We start from the raw sequence: 18,738 nt of genomic DNA, 5'->3' as shown, positions 1-18,738 counted from the left end.
CTTTTATTCTACGGCTACCCCTCCAGCACCCGCCGGAGGTGCAGGAAGATCTCGTACCAGTCCCGCTTGCTCTGGGGGCGCTTTCCGCGCAGCTCGATGCGGGAAAGGGTCTCCACCCACTCGGGCGTCAGGTCCGCGCCCAGCACGGGGTCCTCCACGAGCTCCGCGAGCCCTCGAGGCAGGGCCGCTTGGGTGCGCTCGCCGTAGAAGTCCACCGGAGCCAGGAGGTCGTGGACGCTGATGCCGTAGGCGCGGCTCAGGGTCTGCAGGGTCTCGAGGCTGGGGTTGGTGCGCCCCCGCTCGAGATCCGACAGGTACGGGATGGACAGGCCGGAGGCCTGACTGAGGTCCTTCAGCCGCCACCCCCGGTCCTTTCGAAGCTCGCGCAGGCGTTCCGCTAGGGTCATTGCTTCCTCCTTGTTTCGAGTGTACGCAAGAACGCTCTTATGGTCAACGCGTAACCACACGCTTAGGTATTGCCAAGCACATATGAATATGTTAATATCGTAATTGAAGGAGGAAAATAGACGATGAACGAACTACTGCGCATCGCGCACCGCCTCAAACACGGACGGGTCCACCCCAATGAGGCGCTCAACCTGTTCATCGAGGTGGATAACCGCGCAGGCCTCGAAGGCCTCCACGCCCTTGAAGAGGCCCTCGAAACGGCCCTTCACCGCCTGCAGCACCGCCCTCACCCCTCCACCCGGCTCCTGGCACGGTGGCTCGAGGCCCTCCGGGTTTACCGGAGCGCGGCCTACCCCTCGCCGAAAACCCCACCTCCCCTGAGCAAGGAGGTACGCCGTGTCGCTTACTGAAGCGATCAAACGCCTTGCCGCCCCCTTCCCTCCGGAAGAGGTGCAGTGGAAGGTCCAGGCCACCAGCAAGGACGGCACACGCGCCCTCGTGGTCCCCTATATCGACGCACGCGCCGTGATGGAGCGCCTGGACGAGGTCGTCGGGCCTGAGGGCTGGCAGGACAGCTACGAGGTGGACTACGCCCGCGGCCTGGCCAAGTGCCGCCTCGTGGTGCTTGGCGTCGCTAAGGAAGACGTAGGGGAGGCCGGGGAGGGTGGCAGCATCAAGGCCGCGGTCTCGGACGCCTTCAAGCGCGCCGCGGTCAAGTTCGGCATCGCGCGGTACCTGTACCGCACCCCACCGGTCTGGGTGGATTACGATCCCGAGCGCAAACGCCTCCTCGAAGAACCCAGCCTCGAGACCGGGGTAGAACCCGCCGGTGAGGTGGCCCTTCAGGCCCTGATCCGCGAGATCCGGAAACTGCCCGGCGGTGAGGCCGTCCTCCGTCACGCCCTCAAAGGCCGCACCCTCTCCGCGCTCAGTGCCTCAGAAAAGCGCCAGCTCTACCGCGAGCTGCGCCAGGCCTACCGCGATCTTCAGACCACCTCTTGAGAGCGTTATTGGGCCTCGAGCCCCCCCGTCCAGCGACCGGAGGGCACTCGGCGTCCGCCCGCCGCGCGCACCGCCTCCAGGTTGGGGTACACGTAGGCCCACGCCCCCACGCGCTCCCCCCGGACCTGCACCTCAACCCGAACGCGGAGGTACTCGGCACCCACATCCTCGAGTACGTCGAGGCGTTCGAGGGCACGCGCGAGGTCCCGGTAGTACTGCACCTCGCCGTACACCCGCCCCGCACCCCGCACGATCGCCGGGTACCCGTAGGGCAGGTCGTATAGAACGAATCCCTCCAATACGGCGGGTTCCGAAGCCACCCAACCGGCCTGCCGGGCTACGGGAAAGTTGCGCTCCCCCACCCGCAGTGTGCCGTAAACGAAAACCCCGACCGGCTCCATCACCGCCCCAACAATAGCACCACTACCGGATGCTCCCCTTCCGGCAAGGCCAGCAACCGGCTTACCTGCTCGTCATAAAAGGTTTCCGCAGGGTACGCGGCAAGCCCCAAGGCCGTCGCGGCCATCATGACCGCGCCCACCGCGTACCCCGCCTCGATCAACGCGTAGCGGTACCCCCTGAGGCCGTACACCGCCTCGCTTCGCTCCGGCACCGCGGTAAACACCACCAGAACGCTGGCCGCCTCCACGAGCTCCATACCGAGCAGCGCCTCCCGCCAGGCGCCCGCGTCAAACCCCAGCGCGGTCTGCTCGAGCTGGTGGTTCTTCACCGCGTAGTGGTACGTGCCCGCGAAGGTGTCCTGCAAGCGTTGCGCCGCCACGTACACCTCGAGCGGGTACGCCCCGCCCGCCGACGGGTACCCCCGTCCCTCCTTTCTCGCGGCCAGCGGGGACAAGACCTGCGAGAGGTCCGCAAGCGTCAGCGTCATCCCCGAGACCGGAGGGTCCGGCCGCACCCGGCGCAGCACCCGCCACACCGGCGCCCCCCCTTCTGAGCGAGGCGGCGGTAGGACGACCGTCTCAATGGGAGTGGCGTACACCTTGGCCGTGGGCAGCTTCCGGCGCGGCAACTCATCCCCCGGCCTGAGCCGCGTCGCACGGTAGAAGGCTTTACCGGCGTGCTCCCCCATTAGCCGCACCAATGCTGCGGCACCGCTCCCCCTAGGGGGCGTACCGCCACGCGCGCCATCAACCCAAGTCCTTCCGGTGCCTTTGCCCTCACAAGAAACCTGACCGGGCGCTTCACCTGCTCCGACATCTTGACTGACCCCCTTGATGCTCTAGCATACCGCACCCATCCCCTGCCTCCAGTACAGTAATGGGGATGCGACGGATCACGTACGATGAGCTGATCTACGAAACGCCGGTACAGGAGCCGGAGCGCACCAACGAAGACCTGCCACCCCCCCCGGCGTTTTACGGCCAAACCAAGGCCAAAGCTGCGCTCGAGCACGCCCTCAAGGCCGAAACCCACGCGTACCTGACCGGCCCCAGCGGCACGCAAAAGAAGGAAACCCTGCTCGCGTACCTGGGTCCCGTCGCGGCAACTCGACCCACCCCGCCGGACCTGCTGTACCTTCCGGTCAGCGAACGGGAGGTAATGGGGCTCGTCCTGCCCAACGGGGAAGGCCCCCGGTTCGTACGGGAGGTCGAAGCGTTCTTGTGCGAGGCGGAGCCCTTACAAACCCTATTCCGTGAGGCGGCCTTCCTCGAGGAGAAGCGCCGGATCGAAGGGCAGTACCGCGCGCGTCAGGAAGCCCTGCTCCTCGAACTGGAACAGGAAGCTGCGACCCACGGGTTCACGCTGCACCGCACCGAGGACGGCTTCCGTTTGGAAGGACAGGATGAGTCCGCGCTGCCTGAGCTCGAGGCCCGCCTCGAGGAGACGGTACTCGCGTACCTGGACCTCGCCAATCAGGCCGAACGCGCAGTGGACGAGCTGCGCCGACGGTGGGCCGAGCGGTACCTGGAGCCCAAGCGCCGCGCCCTCACTGCCCGTTACCCCGCGGCCGAGCGGTACCTGGACCACCTGTATGCCTTGATGGTGCGGGCCGTGGTGGAGGACCGCCTACCGGAGTCCTGGGAGGCTGTCAAACCCAACCTCCTCATCCACCACCGGCCGGGCGGCGGGGCACCGGTGGTGTTCGAACCGGTTCCGACGCTCTCGCGGCTCGTGGGACGCATCGAGCACACCGTCGAGGAGGGCGTGCTGACCACACACGCCGGCCTCATCCGGCCCGGGGCACTGCATCGGGCGAACGGCGGGTTTCTGGTCCTCGAAGCGGCCGAGGTGCTGAAACACCCGCACAGTTGGGATGCCTTGAAACGCGCCTTGAAGAACGGCCAGGTGGCGATCGAGGAACCCGGCGAGGAGGAACGGGTGCGGACGCTGGGCTTGGACCCGGAGCCGCTCCCGGTTCGGGTGCAGGTGTTCTTGGTGGGGCCGGTGCACGTCTTCGATCTGTTGGAGTCCTTAGACGAGGAGTTCCGGGAGTTGTTTCGCTTTCGGGTGGAGTTCGATCCGTACCTGGATGCTAACGAAGAGACCGTGCGGGCCGTGGCGGGCCTGCTCGCCGAGCGGGGGTTGAAGCCCTTCACCCTGGGAGCGGTAGCGCGGCTGGTGGACGAGGGCAAGCGCTGGGTGGAACGCATCGATAAGACGGATGCCCGCGTGAACGAGCTGCTGGCCCTGGCGCGCGAGGCAGCGGCCCTCGCCGACGGTACGGTGGACCGAGCGGCAGTGGAGGCTGCGATTCAGGCGCGCCATGCGCGGGTGGACCTCGCCGAACGGTTTTACTTCGACGGGCTGAAGCAAGGAACGTGGCTCATTGAGACCGAAGGGACTCGCGTGGGCCAGGTGAACGGCCTGGTGGTGATCGAAGGGTTTCACGGTGAGTACGGACGGCCGGTGCGCATCACCGCCCGCGCGGCCCCGGGGCGGGACGGGGTGGTGAGCATTGAGCGCGAAACCAACCTCTCCGGTCCGGTCTTTAACAAGGCGGTCCTGACGCTCGCCGGGTACCTCCGGGGCCAATACGCGGAGGTCGGCGCGATCTCCGCGACGATCAGCCTGGTCTTCGAGCAGCAGTACGATGAGATCGAGGGGGACTCCGCGGGGCTCGCGGAGCTGCTCGCAGTGCTCTCCGCGATCGGGCAGGTGCCCTTGCGTCAGGACCTCGCCGTCACCGGTGCGGTGGACCAGTACGGCCGGGTCCTTCCGGTGGGTAGCGTGGCCCGCAAGATCGAGGGGTTCTTTCACGCCTGCCGCGTGCAAGGGCTTTCAGGGCGACAAGGGGTGGTCTTCCCCAAGGCCAACGCCCAGAACCTGACCCTGGAGCGCGAGGTCCTCGAGGCCGTGCGTGAGGGGCGGTTCCACCTGTACGCGGTCGCGCACGTGGATGAGGCGATCGAGTTGTTGAGCGGGCTGCGCCCCACAGGGTACCGGGGGTTTCACGAGCAGGTGCGCGCCGTGCTCGAGCGGTTTCATGCCCTGGAGAACGGTTCGGAGGAGTCGCGCTCCTCTGATACGTAGGGGGCTGCATGCGCGTCACCAGTCCACAAAACCCCCGCATCAAGGCGCTCGCTCGGCTCAAGGAGCGCCGCCACCGCGAGCGGGAAGGGCGCTGCCTCGTGGAGGGGCCGCGCGAAGCGCAAAGGGCCGTCGCCGCCGGGGTGCCGGTGGAACTCGCGGTGGTTTGGCCGGAGGGGCTTGGGCCGGAGGAACGAACGCTGCTGGAGGGGCTGACCGCTCGAGGCGTGCCGGTCCTTGAGGTTGCCGAGGAGCCGATGCGGCGCGTCAGTTACCGGGAGAATCCCGGCGGGCTCGTGCTGGTCGCGCGTCCTTCCTTTCCGCGTTTGGAGGCACTCGACCCTCCACCCCACGCGCCTGTGTTGGTCGCGGTGAACCCGGAAAAGCCCGGGAACCTGGGGGCGATCCTGCGCTCCGCGGACGCGGCCGGGGCCGGGGCGGTGGTGGCCGTAGGCGGTGTGGACCTCATGAACCCGAACGTGATCCGCTCGAGCACCGGGGTCGTGTTCACCCTGCCCACGGCGGCGGCCTCCTCGGAGGCGGCGCTGGACTGGGTGCGGGCGCGTGGGCGGCGGCTGGTCGCGGCGAGCCCGCACGCCGAGACGAGCTACTGGGAGGTGGACCTCACGGGGGCGGTGGCCATCGCGGTGGGACCGGAGCACGCGGGGCTGCCCCCGGAGTGGCTCGAGGCCGCGGACGTGCGGGTGCGGATCCCGATGTGCGGGCGGGCGGACAGCCTGAACGTCTCGGTTTCGGCGGCGCTCTTGTTGTACGAGGCCTTGCGGCAACGATCCAAAACTTGAATTACTTATACTCATATCTTGTTCGCAGCTTCACAGAACCCCCTTGACAAAAGGGGGTTGCGGTTCAATAATGGCTCCTGGATTGACACTCATAATCACCGAGTGTCAAAAGGGGGTGAAGCACATGGCAGCGGAGGTTAAAGTGGTCCTGAAGCCCTTGGGCGACCGGGTCGTCGTCGAGCCCATCGAAGAAGAAGTCACCACCAAAGGCGGCATCGTGTTGCCGGACACCGCGAAGGAAAAACCCCAAAAGGGTAAGGTCATCGCGGTGGGTTCGGGCCGCCTTCTGGACAACGGCGAGCGCGTGCCCCTCGAGGTGAAGGAGGGCGACATCGTCGTCTTCGCGAAGTACGGCGGCACCGAGGTCGAGATCGAGGGCAACGAGTACGTCATTCTGTCCGAGCGTGACCTGCTCGCGGTCGTGCAGAAGTAAGGGAGGGAGATTATGGCGAAGATTCTGGTGTTTGACGAGGACGCCCGTCGTGCGCTCGAGCGCGGTGTGAACGCCGTGGCGAACGCGGTCAAGGTGACCCTGGGTCCCCGTGGCCGCAACGTGGTGCTGGAGAAGAAGTTCGGCTCGCCGACCATCACCAAGGACGGCGTGACCGTAGCCAAAGAGGTCGAGCTGGAGGATCACCTCGAGAACATCGGGGCCCAGCTCCTCAAGGAGGTGGCCTCCAAGACCAACGACGTCGCGGGTGACGGGACCACCACCGCCACCGTCCTGGCGCAGGCCATCGTGCGTGAAGGCCTGAAGAACGTCGCGGCGGGGGCCAACCCCCTCAGCCTGAAGCGGGGCATCGAGAAGGCCGTCGAGGCCGCCGTCGAGAAGATCCGCGAGCTCGCGATCCCGGTCGAGGACCGCAAGGCGATCGAGGAGGTCGCCACCATCTCCGCGAACGACCCTGACGTCGGCAAGCTGATCGCCGACGCGATGGAGAAGGTCGGCAAGGAAGGGATCATCACCGTCGAGGAGTCCAAGGGCCTCGAGACCGAGCTCGAGTTCGTCGAGGGGTACCAGTTCGACAAGGGCTACATCAGCCCCTACTTCATCAACAACCCCGACGCGATGGAGGCCTCCCTCGAGGAGCCCTACATCCTGATCCACGAGAAGAAGATCTCCAACATTCGTGACCTGCTGCCGATCCTCGAGCAGGTGGCCCAGACCAGCAAGCCCCTGTTCATCATCGCGGAAGACGTGGAGGGCGAGGCCCTCGCGACCCTGGTGGTGAACAAGCTGCGGGGCACCCTGAACGTGGCGGCCGTCAAGGCGCCCGGCTTTGGTGACCGCCGCAAGGAGATGCTCAAGGACATCGCGGCGGTGACCGGCGGCACCGTGATCAGCGAGGAGCTCGGCTTCAAGCTCGAGAACGTCACCCTCTCCATGCTGGGCCGCGCCGAGCGCGTCCGGGTGACCAAGGACGAGACCACCATCGTCGGCGGTAAGGGCAAGAAGGAGGACATCGACGCCCGCATCAACGCGATCAAGAAGGAGCTGGAGACCACCGACAGCGAGTACGCCAAGGAGAAGCTCCAGGAGCGGCTCGCGAAGCTCGCGGGCGGCGTGGCCGTGATCCGCGTGGGTGCGGCCACCGAGACCGAGCTCAAGGAGAAGAAGCACCGCTTCGAGGACGCCCTCAGCGCCACCCGCGCCGCGGTAGAGGAAGGCATCGTGCCCGGTGGTGGCGTGACCCTCCTGCGGGCCATCCCCGTGGTGGATGAGGTGATCCAGAAGCTCGAGGGCGACGAGGCGACCGGCGCGAAGATCGTGCGGCGTGCGCTCGAGGAGCCGGCCCGTCAGATCGCGGAGAACGCCGGGTACGAGGGCTCGGTCATCGTGAGCCAGGTGCTCGCGGAGACCAAGACCACCGCGTACGGCTTCAACGCCGCGACCGGCGAGTTCATGGACCTGATGGAGGCCGGCATCGTCGACCCGGCCAAGGTGACCCGGAGCGCCCTGCAGAACGCCGCTTCGATCGGCAGCATGGTGCTCACCACCGAGGCCGTGGTGGCGGAGAAGCCCGAGAAGAAGGAGGCGGCTCCGGCCGGCAGCACGCCGGACATGGACTTCTAAGTCCAAGCCGGAACCGCTAAACCCTCGACCCCCCGGAGGACCTCCGGGGGGTTGGCGTTATCAAGCACAAGAACGTACCCCGGCGCTCCCGTCACCGGGAGCCCGGCGCGGCTCGAGGCCGTCTAGAGCGATTCGCCCCAGGCTGCAAGCGCATCCAGCACGGGTTTTAATGCCCGCCCTCGTTCGGTGAGCTCGTACTCTACGCGGGGCGGCACCTCGGGGTACTGCGTCCGGGTCAGGAGATCCGCTCCTTCAAGTTCCTTAAGGCGCATCGAAAGGGTGCGTGGGGGCAAATGCGTCGAGGCCTGCAGCTCGCTGAAGCGTTTGGGGCCGTCCATCAAATCGCGTAGGATCACGAAGGTACCCCGCCGGCCAAGAATCTCCAGAGCGCGCTCAATCGGGCAATTCTCCTGTTGTTCCTTATCCATCATAACTTAATTATAGGCGATAAGATCCTTCACATGTTGTAGTCTTTCCGGGAAGCCCCTTGGATATAGAGCTCATGTTCTTGTTTTATATAAGCAAAACCAGAGGTGCAGCCTCACGCCAGCACAACCAGCCCCTACCGCTACCCTAAAGGTACGCGGAAGGCTTCCGAGAAGCCTCGCCAAGGGTTAGTCGCGCTTGACCGGCGCCACCAGGTAACGCCGCGCCCAACGATCGATCGCGTCAATCACCTCCTGGAGGGCCACCCCCGCCTCGGTGAGCGCGTAGCTGGTTCGGGGCGGCATCACGGAGTGCACCGTTTTCCGAACCACCCCCACCGCCTCCAACCGCTCGAGGCGCTGCGTGAGCGTGGCGGGGTTGCACCCTATGGCACGCGCGAGCTCGTTAAACCCCTTGGGCCCCTCCAAAAGGGCGCGCACGATGTGCAGGGTCCACTTCTCCTGCAGCAGGTTGATCGATTCGTAGACGGGGCAGAACCCCTGGTCGCTCATCATTAGCTTTACTATACCACATGACGCTTAACCAAACGAATCGCTTGACAACATAAATCGCTACACAATAATATGTGCTATGGATCTTGAAGTGCTCTCGGGCTTCAAGGTAACGGGAGGTGAAGGAGCATGAGCCAAAAGTGGAACATCGATCCTAGCCACACCAGCATCACCTTCGCGGTACGGCACATGGGCCTCGCGACCGTTCGGGGTCAGTTCAACGAGGTGTCCGGGCAGGTTGAACTGGACGACGCCAACCAGCCCGTCGCCATCGAGGCGCGCATCAAGGCCGCGAGCATCGACACCCGCGACGCGCAGCGCGACGCCCACCTCCGCTCGGCGGACTTCCTCGACGCCGACAACCACCCCGAGATTGTCTTCAAAAGCACCCAGATCGAGCCTTTAGGAAACCAGCGCTACCGCATCACCGGCGACCTCACGATCCGCGGCGTCACCCGCCCCGTCACCTTCGAAGCCACCCTCACCACCCCGGTCAAGGACCCGTGGGGCAACCTCCGCACGGCCGCCCACGCCGAAGGCACCCTGAACCGCAAGGACTGGGGCCTCACCTGGAACCAGGTCCTGGAGTTCGGCGCGCTGCTCGTGGGCGAGGAGGTCCGATTCGAGATCGACGTCGAAGCCGTCGCGCCCGTCGAGGCCCAAGCCCAGTAACGCTCCAAGGGAGGGCTGGGCTCCTGCGGTAAGGAGCCTGGCCCCACGCCCTCATATGGAACCCCGCATGCCCCCAAGCCCCCGTGGCCTACACCACATCACCGCCATCGCCGGTGACGCCCAGGAAAACCTGGACTTCTACGCCGGCGTCCTCGGCCTCCGGCTCGTCAAGCAAAGCGTGAACCAGGACGACCCCACCACCTACCACCTGTTCTACGCTGACGCCGAAGGACGCCCCGGCACCGACCTCACCTTCTTCCCCTGGCCCCACCTCCCCCCCAGCCGCGAAGGTGCCGGCACAAGCGTAGAGGTCGCGCTCGCCATCCCCCAAGGCAGCCTCACCTACTGGAGCGCGCGCCTCGAGCGCTACGGCGTCCCAACGGGCCGCCCCGAAACCCGCTTCGGCAAGACCGTCCTTCCCTTCAGCGACCCGCACGGCCTCGAGGTCGCCCTGGTGGAAACCACCCCCCGCCCCTTCACCCCCTGGGCGCACGCCGAGGTCCCCGAACCCTACCAGATCATGGGCCTGTACGGGGCCCGAATCTGGGTGCGGCGCCTGCCCCCCACGGCCACCTTCCTCACCCAAACGCTCGGCTTCACCCCCCTGGGCGAAGAAAACGGCTGGCACCGCTTCCGACTAGGGGAAAGCTACCTCGAGGTCCGCGAGGCGCCCCACGCCCCCCAAGGCCGGCTCGGGAAGGGCAGCGTCCACCACCTGGCCTGGCGCGTGGACGACGCGGCCCACGCCCTCGCACTCCGCGCGCGGCTCGAGGCTGCCGGGTGTCCTTCCACCCCCCTCATCGACCGCTTCTGGTTCCAATCCATCTACTTCCGGGAGCCGGGCGGCGTCCTCTTTGAGCTCGCGACCGACGGCCCCGGATTCACGGTGGACGAGCCCCTCGAGCACCTGGGCGAGCGGCTCGTCCTCCCCCCCTGGCTCGAGCCCCACCGCGCCGGGATCGAGGCCGCCCTCCCCCCGCTGAAGCCGCCCCGCCCCTCGTGAGGTGAGAAGATGCCGTTCCGCATGCCCGAAACCGCCCAGCTCAGCCAAGCCACGCTCCGCGTCCGGGACCTCGAGGCCCACCTCGCCTTCTGGCGCGACCTGCTGGGCCTCGAGCTAACCCAGGTACGCGGCGACCGCTACACCCTGGCCCCCAGCGGCGGGGCGTTCACCCTCGAGCTCGTCCACGCTCCCCAAGCCCCCCCACGCCCCCACCCCTCGGTGGGCCTGTACCACCTGGCCGTGTTGCTGCCCGGTCCCGAGGCCCTCGGGGCCCTTCTCCGCCGGCTCCTCGAGGCCCGCTACCCGCTGGAGGGCGTCGCGGACCACGGGGTCTCCGAGGCCTTGTACCTGCGCGACCCCGAGGGGAACGGGCTCGAGCTCTACCGTGACCGCCCCAAGTCCGCCTGGCCGTACCGAGACGGTGCGCTCGCCATGTTCACCCGCCCGCTCGACGTGGAGGGCCTTCTCGCTCAAGCCCCCCACGCCCGCCCCCTCCCTCCAGAGACCCGGCTAGGGCACGTGCATCTCCACGTGGCGGACCTCGAGGCGGCCGAAGCGTTCTACACACAGGCGTTGGGCCTCACGGTCACGCAGCGCACCTACCCCGGCGCGCGGTTCCTCGCGGCCGGCGATTACCACCATCACCTCGGCCTGAACACCTGGGCCCGGGGACGCCGCGCCCCGCCCGAAGCCACCGGCCTCGTCCGGTACGCCTGGCGCGTAACCCCACAGGCGCTTGAAGAGCTCAAGCACCACCTCGAGGCCCGGCGCGTCCCCTACCGGGAGGACGGAGCGGCGCTCGAGCTTGTGGACCCGGCGGGCGTGCGGGTCGCAGTCACCGGTGGTACGGCTCGTTCCGCTTGATCGTGTGCACCCGGTAGAGCTGCTCGAGGAAGATGAGCAGCGCGAGTTCATGCTGCAGGGTGAAGGGCGAAAGGGAGAGGAGCCAGTCGGCCTGGCGGCGCAGCGCCTCGGGGTGCCCCTCGGCCCCCCCGATCAGCACCGCGATGTTTTTGAGGCCCTGCCGCTCCCAGCGGTTCACCCGCTCCACAAACTCCAGAGTGGTCACCCGGTCGCCGCGTTCGTCCAGCACGATGCGGTAGCACCCTTGGCTCGCGGCGAGAAGCCGCGCGGCTTCCTGTTCCGGCGTGTCCTCGCGCAGGTGGCGAAGTTCGAACCGAGTATACCTCGTAATGCGCTTTACATACTCCGCCACCCCGCTTTTTGCATACGCCAGTTTCGGCTTTCCTATCGTTAAAACCAACCATCTCACCGCCGCCACCCCCGCATAACCCCTGTGGTTTATAATGACGGGGAAAGGGGCATCGATGCCAAGCGCGCGCACACCGATCGTACTCATCCTAACCATCGGGCTGCATCCGGCTGCCCCGCCCCCCGGTATCGCGTGACCGGGGGTCTTTGCTGGAGGTGTCGCATGATCAAAGACTCGTGGCTCTTCAAACCCTTCACCGACAAACCCATCGCGCTCATCAGTGAGGACGGCGAGTGGATCGGTTCCTTTAAGTGCGACCTCGAGCCGGAGACGCTCAAGCGCTTCTACCGGGACATGCTCGCCGCCCGGATCCTGGACGAGCGCCTGGTGATCCTCCTACGCACCGGAAAGACGAGCTTCGTCGCGCCGGGCGCCGGTCACGAGGCCGCCCAGGTCGGGATCGCGCACGCGGTCAAGCCCAAGTTCGACTGGCTCTTCCCCTATTACCGGGACATGGGCTTGATGCTCGCCCTGGGGATTCCCGCGGTGGAACTCTTCGCCCAGGCCATCGCTACCAAGGCCGACCCCAACAAGGGCCGGCAGATGCCGTTCCACCCCGGGTCCAAGGAGTTCAAGGTCTTTAACGTGGCCTCCCCCATCGCCTCGCACATCCCGCCTGCGGCCGGGGCGGCGATCAGCATGAAGCTCCGCAACACCGGAGAGGTCGCGGTCTGCACCTTCGGGGACGGCGCCACCAGCGAGGGTGACTGGCACGCGGGGATCAACTTCGCTTCCGTCCAGGGCGCGCCCGCTGTCTTCATCTGCGAGAACAACCGGTACGCGATCAGCGTGGGGTACGAGAAGCAGACCGCCTCGGAGAACATCGCCGTTAAAGCGCAGGCCTACGGCATGCCCGGTTACTACGTGGACGGCATGGACGTGCTCGCGAGCTACTACGTCGTGCGCGAGGCCGTGGAGCGCGCGCGCAGCGGGCACGGCCCCGCCCTGGTGGAACTCGTGGTGTACCGTTACGGCCCGCACTCCTCCGCGGACGACGACTCCCGCTACCGTCCGAAGGAAGAAGTGGAGTTGTGGAAGACGCAAAAAGACCCCATCGAGCGTTTCCGCCGCTTCCTGGAAAAACAGGGCCTTTGGACGGCCGAGTGGGAGGCCTCCCTGCGCGAAGAGATCACCGCCGAGCTGGCTAAAGCCGCGGAAGAAGCCGAAGCCGCCGGTGAGATCCCGGCCGAATGGATGTTCGACGACGTGTACGCCGAACCCCTCTGGCCCCAGAAAGAACAGCGCGCCCTCGTACTGGAGGAACTGAGCTAACCCAAGCCCCCCATCACCGGCCGGCACCCCTTTGCCGGCGGTTGGTTCCATGCCGCTTGTACCACGGAGGAACGTATGGCCACCCTGACGTTGGTGCAAACCATCGCACGTACGCTGGATGAAGAGATGAGCCGGGACGACCGCGTGGTCGTGCTGGGCGAGGACGTCGGCAAGCGCGGCGGGGTCTTCCTCGCCACCGAAGGGCTCTACCAGAAGTACGGTCCGGACCGCGTTATCGACACCCCCTTATCCGAAGCGGCCATCGTAGGGGCCGCGATCGGTATGGCCACGCACGGCCTACGGCCGGTTGCGGAGATCCAGTTCGCGGACTACATCTTCCCCGGGTTCGACCAGCTCGTCTCCCAAGCCGCCAAGCTCCGCTACCGTTCCGGCGGCCAGTTCACCGCTCCCATGGTGGTGCGCATGCCCTCGGGCGGCGGCGTCAAGGGCGGGCACCACCACTCGCAAAGCCCCGAGGCCCACTTCGTGCACACCGCGGGCCTCAAGGTCGTCGTGGTCTCCACCCCTTACGACGCCAAAGGCCTGCTGAAGACCGCGATCCGCGACGACGACCCGGTCGTCTTCATGGAACCCAAGCGACTCTACCGCGCGGTAAAGGAAGAGGTGCCCGACGAGGATTACACCATCCCCCTCGGCAAGGCCGCAATCCGCCGGGAAGGCACCGACCTCACCCTGATCTCCTACGGGGCCTCGATGCCCGAGGTGCAAAAAGCCGCCCAGGAGCTCGAGGGTGTGGGCATCTCCGCCGAGGTCATCGACCTAAGGAGCCTCATGCCCTGGGATAAGGAAACCGTGCTGAACTCGGTGAGCAAGACCGGCCGCGTGCTCGTCATCGCGGACGCGCCGCGCCACGCGAGCGTCGCGAGCGAGGTGGCCGCCACCATCGCGGAGGAGGTGCTGGACGAGCTCGAGGCCCCACCCGTGCGGGTGACGGGGTTCGACACGCCCTACCCGTACGCGCAGGACAAGCTGTACATGCCGACCGTGACCCGCATCCTAAACGCGGCCAAGAAGGTCCTGGACTACTAGCGAGGTGAACGATGCCGAAGGAAGTGCTGTTGCCGGAACTGGCCGAGTCCGTCGTCGAGGGCGAGATCCTGAAGTGGCTGGTCAACGAGGGGGATACGGTCCAGAAGGACCAGCCCCTCGTCGAGGTCATGACCGACAAGGTCACCGTCGAGCTGCCCAGCCCGTACGCGGGCGTGCTCGTGAAGCGCCTCGTGAACGAAGGGGACGTGGTGCCGGTCCACGCGCCGATCGCGTTGATCGAGGAGGCGGGCGCCGCGGCCCCGAGCGTGCAAGCCGAGGAGGAACGCTCGATCGTCGAGCCCGCCGCGTCCGCGAACGAGGCGGACGAGGGCGAGGAGTTGAGCCTGTTCAAGCCCGACAAGACCGAGGAGAAGGTCAAGAACCCCTTCGCCGGCGAACGCCCCGCCCGGGGCGGGGCCGCGGTGGCCGAAAAGCCTAAGGCGGGCACGAACAAGTACGGCCGCGTCCTCGCGGTGCCCGCGGCCCGCAAGCTCGCGCGCGAGCTCGGGATCGACATCGCCGAGGTGCCCGGCTCGGGCCCCGCAGGCCGCGTACGCGTGGAGGACGTCAAGGCCTACGCCGAAAGCCTCAAGGCCGCACCCCAGCCCGCCCCAGCCCAACCCGAACCCGCCGCCCCCCAGGCCCCCGCGGCTGGCTTCCCGCCCCCGGTCGCCTACAAGACCCCCAAAGGGTACGAGGACCTGGAGGAACGCGTCCCGCTTCGGGGCATGCGCCGCGCCATCGCGCAGCAGATGGTGGCCAGCCACCTGTACACGGTGCGCACCCTCACCGTGGACGAGGCCGACCTCACCGCGTTGGTCGAGCTGCGCGCGCGGCTCAAGCCCCAGGCCGAGGCCCAGGGCGTCAAGCTCAGCTACCTGCCCTTCATCTTCAAGGCCATCGCGCGCGCCCTCAAGAAGTACCCCGCCCTGAACTCGAGCCTCGACGAGGCCACGCAGGAGGTCGTGTACAAGAAGTACTACAACATCGGCATGGCCGTCGCGACCGAGGCGGGCCTCGTGGTTCCGGTGATCAAGGACGTGGACCGCAAGTCGGTCCTCGAGCTCGCCGCCGAGATCAACGACCTCGCCACCCGGGCCCGTGAGGGCCGGCTTACCCCCGAGGACATCACCGGGTCGACCTTCTCCGTCACGAACATCGGTTCGATCGGGGCGCTCTTCAGCTTCCCCATCATCAACGTGCCGGACGCCGCGATCATGGGGGTCCACTCGATCGTGGACCGGCCGGTGGTGCGGGACGGCCAGATCGTGGTGGGCAAGATGATGTACCTCTCGCTCTCCTTCGACCACCGCCTGATCGACGGCGCCGAAGCCGCGATGTTCACCAAAGAGGTCATCCGGCTCCTGGAGAATCCCGACCTGCTCCTGCTGGAGGCGATCTAGCCCCCCACCCTAAGCGCCCCAGGCCCGGGCCTGGGGCGCTTCCCGAATCAGCAGGTATCCTGGAGGAGGTATGTACGACGTTATCGTTATCGGAACCGGTCCCGGCGGGTATCACGCGGCGATTCGTGCCGCCCAGCTCGGGAAAAAGGTACTGGCGATCGAAGCCGATGCCGTTGGCGGGGTGTGCCTCAACGTGGGGTGCATCCCCACCAAAGCCCTGTTGCACGCGGCCGAGGAGGTCGAGAACGCCCGGAAAGCGGCCGAGTTCGGCCTCGAGTTCGGCGAGCCCAAGGTAGACCTCAACAAGCTCGGCAGCTGGCGGGACGGGATCGTCAAACGGCTTACCGGCGGGGTACAAACCCTCTTCAAGGCCAACAAGGTCGAGCTCAAGCGGGGATTCGCCCGGTTCGTCGGCCCTAAGAAGCTCGAGGTGAACGGCGAGGTGGTGGAGGGCAGGAGCATCATCATCGCCACCGGCTCCGAGCCCGCCACCCTGCCTGGGTTCGAGCCCGACGAGCAAGGCATCCTGACCTCCACCGGCGCGCTCAAGATCGAGGAAGGCGTGCCCAAGCGGTTCCTCGCGATCGGGGCGGGCGCGATCGGGCTTGAGTTCGCCTCGATCATGAACCGGTTCGGGGCTGAGGTCACCGTGGTGGAGTTCATGCCGCAGATCCTGCCCGGCTCGGACGCCGAGGTCGCCAACCTGCTCGCGCGGATCCTGGGCAAGCAAGGCATCACGATCAAGACCCAAACCAAGGCCGTCGGGTACGAGAAAAAGAAGGACGGGTACCACGTCACGCTGGAGCACGTGGAGACCGGGGCGCAGGAAGAGATCGTGGTGGACAAGATCCTCGTCGCCGTGGGGCGCCGCCCCCGCACCCAGGGGCTGGGCCTCGAGGCCGCCGGGGTTGAAGTGGACGCGAAAGGGTTCATCAAGGTGAACGACCGGATGGAGACGAGCGTTCCCGGCGTGTACGCGATCGGCGATGTGGCGCGGCCGCCCTTGCTCGCGCACAAGGCCATGAAGGAAGGGCTGGTCGCGGCGGAGAACGCCGCGGGCGGCAACGCGGTCTTCGACTACCAGATTCCCGGCGTGGTCTATACCAGCCCGGAGTGGGCCGCGGTCGGCATGACCGAGGAGGAGGCTCGCGAGAAGGGGATCAACGTCAAGGTCGGGAAGTTCCCCCTCACCGCTTCGGGACGCGCGATGACGCTCGGGGCGACCGAGGGCGTGATCAAGCTCGTAGGGGATGCGGACACGGACCTCCTGTTGGGCGTGCACATCGTCGCGCCGGAAGCCTCGGACCTCATCGCCGAGGCCGCGCTCGCGCTCGAGATGGCCGCGACCGTAACGGACCTGGCCCTCACCGTGCACGCGCACCCCACGCTCGCCGAGAGCGTGATGGAGGCCGCGGAGCACTTCCACAAGCAAGCCATCCATATCGCGAACCGTTAATCCCTGGAACGGCCCCGCCCCCCGGCCTTGCCGGGGGGCGGTTTGGGTTTAGTAAACCTGCTCGCGCTGACCGTAACTGAAGAGGGAGACCGACTGTACCTCGTCCAGACCGGTGGTGGGGAAAAAGGGCGGGGCGGTACCGCTGCGCATGCGTTGGTCGTAGGTGAAGCTCCGGCCGTACCCCGTCCGGTTCCGCCCCGTGCGGGCGTCGAAGGTGCCGAACGCTCCGTAGTAGTACTCGATCACCCCGCCCAGCAACCGGACCTCGCCCCGGGAAGGGATCCAGTCGTAGTTGTCCACCTGAACCGTTCCCCGAGCGCTCATCAGCACCCCGTGGATCGTGAGGTCCCGGAGCGAGGTGGGGGTGCCGGTCCCCAAAAGGACATCACCGTTCTGGCTGTACACGCCCAGCACGTTCACCGCATCCAGGTTGTTGCACTCCGCGGGCACCACGCTGCCGTTAGGACGGCGGGTTGGGGTACCGGTACACGGGGGATCCTCGTACTTCAAGTCCCCGGTAATGCGCACGTCCCCCTCCGCCGCGACCGTGATCTGCGCGAACCGCGCCAACGCTGGGCCGGCCGTGGCCGGATCGCTGAGGTCCGTGCGGCTCGGCCCGTGCAAGCTGCGCACCTGCCCGCCGACGAAGATCACCCCGTTAAACACGACCTGGGCACCGTTGCGCGTCACGGGAGCCCAAACGTAGGTCTTCCCCTTGCGTACCCGCTGGTAAAGCCGTCCATCCTCCGCGTAGCGGTACTCCTCCACCCGCGTTCGACGGCAGCGGGCGTTCAAGCACACCTCAGCGCGAATGTACTGGTACCGCACCCCGCCTTCCTCTACCGCAGCAAGGTATAAATCCCGCAAGCTCCCCCCCGAAGTACAGGCCGTCCTCCTGCGCCGCGCTGCGCTGGGAGAAGTTGTTCTGCGGGAGGGGAATGAAGCTCGCCCCCCAGTCCACCCCCGCGGCGAACTCCGGTGCGTGCGTGCCGTACCAGTTCGTGACCGAAGGCCGGCTCGCGTCGGGACGCATCGCTCCGCGACGGATAAAGCCCGCACCGTAAAAATACGCCCCGTAACGCACCTTACCGCTACACCCGGCATAGCCCGGCCACGTGCACCCCGCGCTCGTTACCTCACCACCGAACCAGGGGGTGCGGTAAAAACGAAATTGCTGGTTGGTGTGTACCGGCCCGTCAAAAAGCGTACGGCTCGTGAACCAAACGCCGGTCCCGTTCGGCAGGGCGTGCACGTTAGTGAAGAGCGCGTACCGGGCGAAACTCGAGCGCCCCAACACGAAACGGTACTCGCCCTGGAGCACCACGTTACGGCGGTACGGCCCGATCCGCGCCTCGGCCACCATGACGAAGGGCAGCGCGTAGGTCTGGCTCACGCCCTCACCGCCCCCAGTACGGGGGTTGCCCTCCACGAGCCGGCCATCCGGAAGCCGCACCGCGCCCGGCAAGGGTTGGCCGCACGCGGTCGGCGTGAAGTGCACCCGCAGGCTAACCTGCGCCCGCGTACCGTCCGGCGCGGGATTCAACCCGCACACCAGCGCGTCCACCGCCGTTTGCAATCGGTTCGCGACCTGTTTCAGATCCTGCGCCACGCTCACCGGGTCCGGGGTGTCCGTGCCACTCCCATAACTCCAGGGGCGGGCAGTATCTGCGGTCACCCGCACGATCTCCTCGAGACGGTCCCGCACCGGCCCCGCCAGGATGCTGCCGCCGGCGTTGGCCGCGCCTCGAGCGAGCATCAGGGTCTCCACGATGGCCTGGTCATCCCCACTATGGCGGATCTCCGCCACCGTGCGCGTGAACATCAGCGTCGCGATACCCGCGATCACCACCATGGTGGCCAGCGCGAGGACCAAGGCAACCCCTGCTTGCCTTCGT

Annotated in this window: 21 protein-coding genes; 13 read left to right on the top strand and 8 right to left on the bottom strand. The window is 66.9% G+C overall.

Going from position 1 to position 18,738, the window contains the following annotated elements; genetic code table 11:
* Positions 1-14 precede the first annotated feature (14 nt).
* A complete protein-coding gene (locus tag MARKY_RS03685; protein WP_013703527.1) occupies positions 15-407 on the bottom strand; it encodes a helix-turn-helix domain-containing protein in 393 nt (130 codons plus the stop codon).
* Positions 408-530: 123 nt separating this feature from the next.
* On the opposite strand from MARKY_RS03685, the gene MARKY_RS03680 reads away from it, so the two are divergent.
* Positions 531-818 carry a hypothetical protein gene (locus MARKY_RS03680; protein ID WP_013703526.1) on the top strand — a complete coding sequence of 96 codons (288 nt, stop codon included), beginning with the start codon at positions 531-533 and terminating at the stop codon, positions 816-818.
* Positions 805-1,410: a Rad52/Rad22 family DNA repair protein gene (locus MARKY_RS03675; protein WP_013703525.1), complete on the top strand. Its 606-nt coding sequence runs from the start codon at positions 805-807 to the stop codon at positions 1,408-1,410. The genes MARKY_RS03680 and MARKY_RS03675 overlap by 14 nt, the downstream gene beginning before the upstream one ends.
* Before the next feature lie 5 nt (positions 1,411-1,415).
* Here MARKY_RS03675 and MARKY_RS03670 read toward each other — a convergent pair whose 3' ends face one another.
* Both MARKY_RS03670 and MARKY_RS03665 read right to left on the bottom strand, forming a co-directional pair.
* Positions 1,416-1,811 (bottom strand): gamma-glutamylcyclotransferase family protein, encoded by a 396-nt coding sequence (locus MARKY_RS03670; protein WP_013703524.1) that lies wholly within the window; start codon positions 1,809-1,811, stop codon positions 1,416-1,418.
* Positions 1,811-2,500 carry a SagB/ThcOx family dehydrogenase gene (locus tag MARKY_RS03665; RefSeq protein WP_013703523.1) on the bottom strand — a complete coding sequence of 230 codons (690 nt, stop codon included), beginning with the start codon at positions 2,498-2,500 and terminating at the stop codon, positions 1,811-1,813. The genes MARKY_RS03670 and MARKY_RS03665 overlap by 1 nt, the downstream gene beginning before the upstream one ends.
* 194 nt (positions 2,501-2,694) lie before the next feature.
* Here MARKY_RS03665 and MARKY_RS03660 point away from each other — a divergent pair, with 194 nt between their 5' ends.
* The 4 genes from MARKY_RS03660 (at position 2,695) to groL (ending at position 7,776) form a co-directional block, all read left to right on the top strand.
* A complete protein-coding gene (locus tag MARKY_RS03660; RefSeq protein WP_245526791.1) occupies positions 2,695-4,902 on the top strand; it encodes a Lon protease family protein in 2,208 nt (735 codons plus the stop codon).
* A gap of 8 nt (positions 4,903-4,910) precedes the next feature.
* Positions 4,911-5,702, top strand: a complete 792-nt coding sequence (locus MARKY_RS03655; protein ID WP_013703521.1) for a TrmH family RNA methyltransferase — start codon at positions 4,911-4,913, stop codon at positions 5,700-5,702.
* 124 nt (positions 5,703-5,826) lie between these two features.
* Positions 5,827-6,135, top strand: coding sequence for a co-chaperone GroES (groES, locus tag MARKY_RS03650; protein ID WP_013703520.1), 309 nt, complete (start codon positions 5,827-5,829; stop codon positions 6,133-6,135).
* A 12-nt stretch (positions 6,136-6,147) separates the two neighbouring features.
* On the top strand, positions 6,148-7,776 hold the full coding sequence (gene groL / locus MARKY_RS03645; RefSeq protein WP_013703519.1) for a chaperonin GroEL: 1,629 nt from the start codon (positions 6,148-6,150) through the stop codon (positions 7,774-7,776).
* Between the two features lie 122 nt (positions 7,777-7,898).
* Here groL and MARKY_RS03640 read toward each other — a convergent pair whose 3' ends face one another.
* Together MARKY_RS03640 and MARKY_RS03635 are read right to left on the bottom strand one after the other, a co-directional pair.
* Positions 7,899-8,207 (bottom strand): winged helix-turn-helix transcriptional regulator, encoded by a 309-nt coding sequence (locus MARKY_RS03640; protein ID WP_013703518.1) that lies wholly within the window; start codon positions 8,205-8,207, stop codon positions 7,899-7,901.
* Positions 8,208-8,390: 183 nt separating this feature from the next.
* Positions 8,391-8,717, bottom strand: coding sequence for a winged helix-turn-helix transcriptional regulator (locus MARKY_RS03635; protein ID WP_013703517.1), 327 nt, complete (start codon positions 8,715-8,717; stop codon positions 8,391-8,393).
* Positions 8,718-8,843: 126 nt separating this feature from the next.
* Here MARKY_RS03635 and MARKY_RS03630 point away from each other — a divergent pair, with 126 nt between their 5' ends.
* The 3 genes from MARKY_RS03630 to MARKY_RS03620 all read left to right on the top strand — a co-directional run bounded on the left by MARKY_RS03630 (position 8,844) and on the right by MARKY_RS03620 (position 11,253).
* On the top strand, positions 8,844-9,386 hold the full coding sequence (locus MARKY_RS03630; protein ID WP_013703516.1) for a YceI family protein: 543 nt from the start codon (positions 8,844-8,846) through the stop codon (positions 9,384-9,386).
* 67 nt (positions 9,387-9,453) lie between these two features.
* Complete coding sequence (locus MARKY_RS03625) at positions 9,454-10,389, top strand: ring-cleaving dioxygenase (protein ID WP_041657805.1); 936 nt, start codon at positions 9,454-9,456, stop codon at positions 10,387-10,389.
* Between the two features lie 9 nt (positions 10,390-10,398).
* Positions 10,399-11,253, top strand: a complete 855-nt coding sequence (locus MARKY_RS03620) for a VOC family protein (protein WP_013703514.1) — start codon at positions 10,399-10,401, stop codon at positions 11,251-11,253.
* On the opposite strand, the gene MARKY_RS03615 is transcribed toward MARKY_RS03620, so the two are convergent.
* The gene (locus tag MARKY_RS03615) at positions 11,225-11,662 is read right to left on the bottom strand and encodes a 23S rRNA (pseudouridine(1915)-N(3))-methyltransferase RlmH (RefSeq protein ID WP_041658257.1); all 438 of its coding nucleotides are present in this window, start codon (positions 11,660-11,662) and stop codon (positions 11,225-11,227) included. The two genes, MARKY_RS03620 and MARKY_RS03615, sit on opposite strands and share 29 nt — an antisense overlap.
* Before the next feature lie 162 nt (positions 11,663-11,824).
* Between MARKY_RS03615 and MARKY_RS03610 the strand changes: the two genes are divergently transcribed.
* The 4 genes from MARKY_RS03610 to lpdA all read left to right on the top strand — a co-directional run bounded on the left by MARKY_RS03610 (position 11,825) and on the right by lpdA (position 16,843).
* The gene (locus MARKY_RS03610; RefSeq protein ID WP_013703512.1) at positions 11,825-12,934 is read left to right on the top strand and encodes a thiamine pyrophosphate-dependent dehydrogenase E1 component subunit alpha; all 1,110 of its coding nucleotides are present in this window, start codon (positions 11,825-11,827) and stop codon (positions 12,932-12,934) included.
* Between the two features lie 75 nt (positions 12,935-13,009).
* The gene (locus MARKY_RS03605) at positions 13,010-13,984 is read left to right on the top strand and encodes an alpha-ketoacid dehydrogenase subunit beta (RefSeq protein ID WP_013703511.1); all 975 of its coding nucleotides are present in this window, start codon (positions 13,010-13,012) and stop codon (positions 13,982-13,984) included.
* Between the two features lie 11 nt (positions 13,985-13,995).
* Complete coding sequence (locus MARKY_RS03600) at positions 13,996-15,387, top strand: dihydrolipoamide acetyltransferase family protein (protein WP_013703510.1); 1,392 nt, start codon at positions 13,996-13,998, stop codon at positions 15,385-15,387.
* A gap of 70 nt (positions 15,388-15,457) precedes the next feature.
* Positions 15,458-16,843, top strand: coding sequence for a dihydrolipoyl dehydrogenase (gene lpdA, locus MARKY_RS03595; RefSeq protein WP_013703509.1), 1,386 nt, complete (start codon positions 15,458-15,460; stop codon positions 16,841-16,843).
* 48 nt (positions 16,844-16,891) lie between these two features.
* Here lpdA and MARKY_RS12070 read toward each other — a convergent pair whose 3' ends face one another.
* Both MARKY_RS12070 and MARKY_RS12065 read right to left on the bottom strand, forming a co-directional pair.
* Positions 16,892-17,671: a hypothetical protein gene (locus tag MARKY_RS12070; RefSeq protein WP_013703508.1), complete on the bottom strand. Its 780-nt coding sequence runs from the start codon at positions 17,669-17,671 to the stop codon at positions 16,892-16,894.
* Positions 17,646-18,716, bottom strand: a complete 1,071-nt coding sequence (locus tag MARKY_RS12065) for a DUF4900 domain-containing protein (RefSeq protein ID WP_245526790.1) — start codon at positions 18,714-18,716, stop codon at positions 17,646-17,648. Before MARKY_RS12065 ends, MARKY_RS12070 begins: the two co-directional genes overlap by 26 nt.
* Between the last annotated feature and the right edge of the window lie 22 nt (positions 18,717-18,738).

It is taken from the genome of Marinithermus hydrothermalis DSM 14884 (genome assembly GCF_000195335.1).
Taxonomy (GTDB): domain Bacteria; phylum Deinococcota; class Deinococci; order Deinococcales; family Marinithermaceae; genus Marinithermus; species Marinithermus hydrothermalis.
This window is presented reverse-complemented; position numbering and strand designations above follow the sequence as displayed.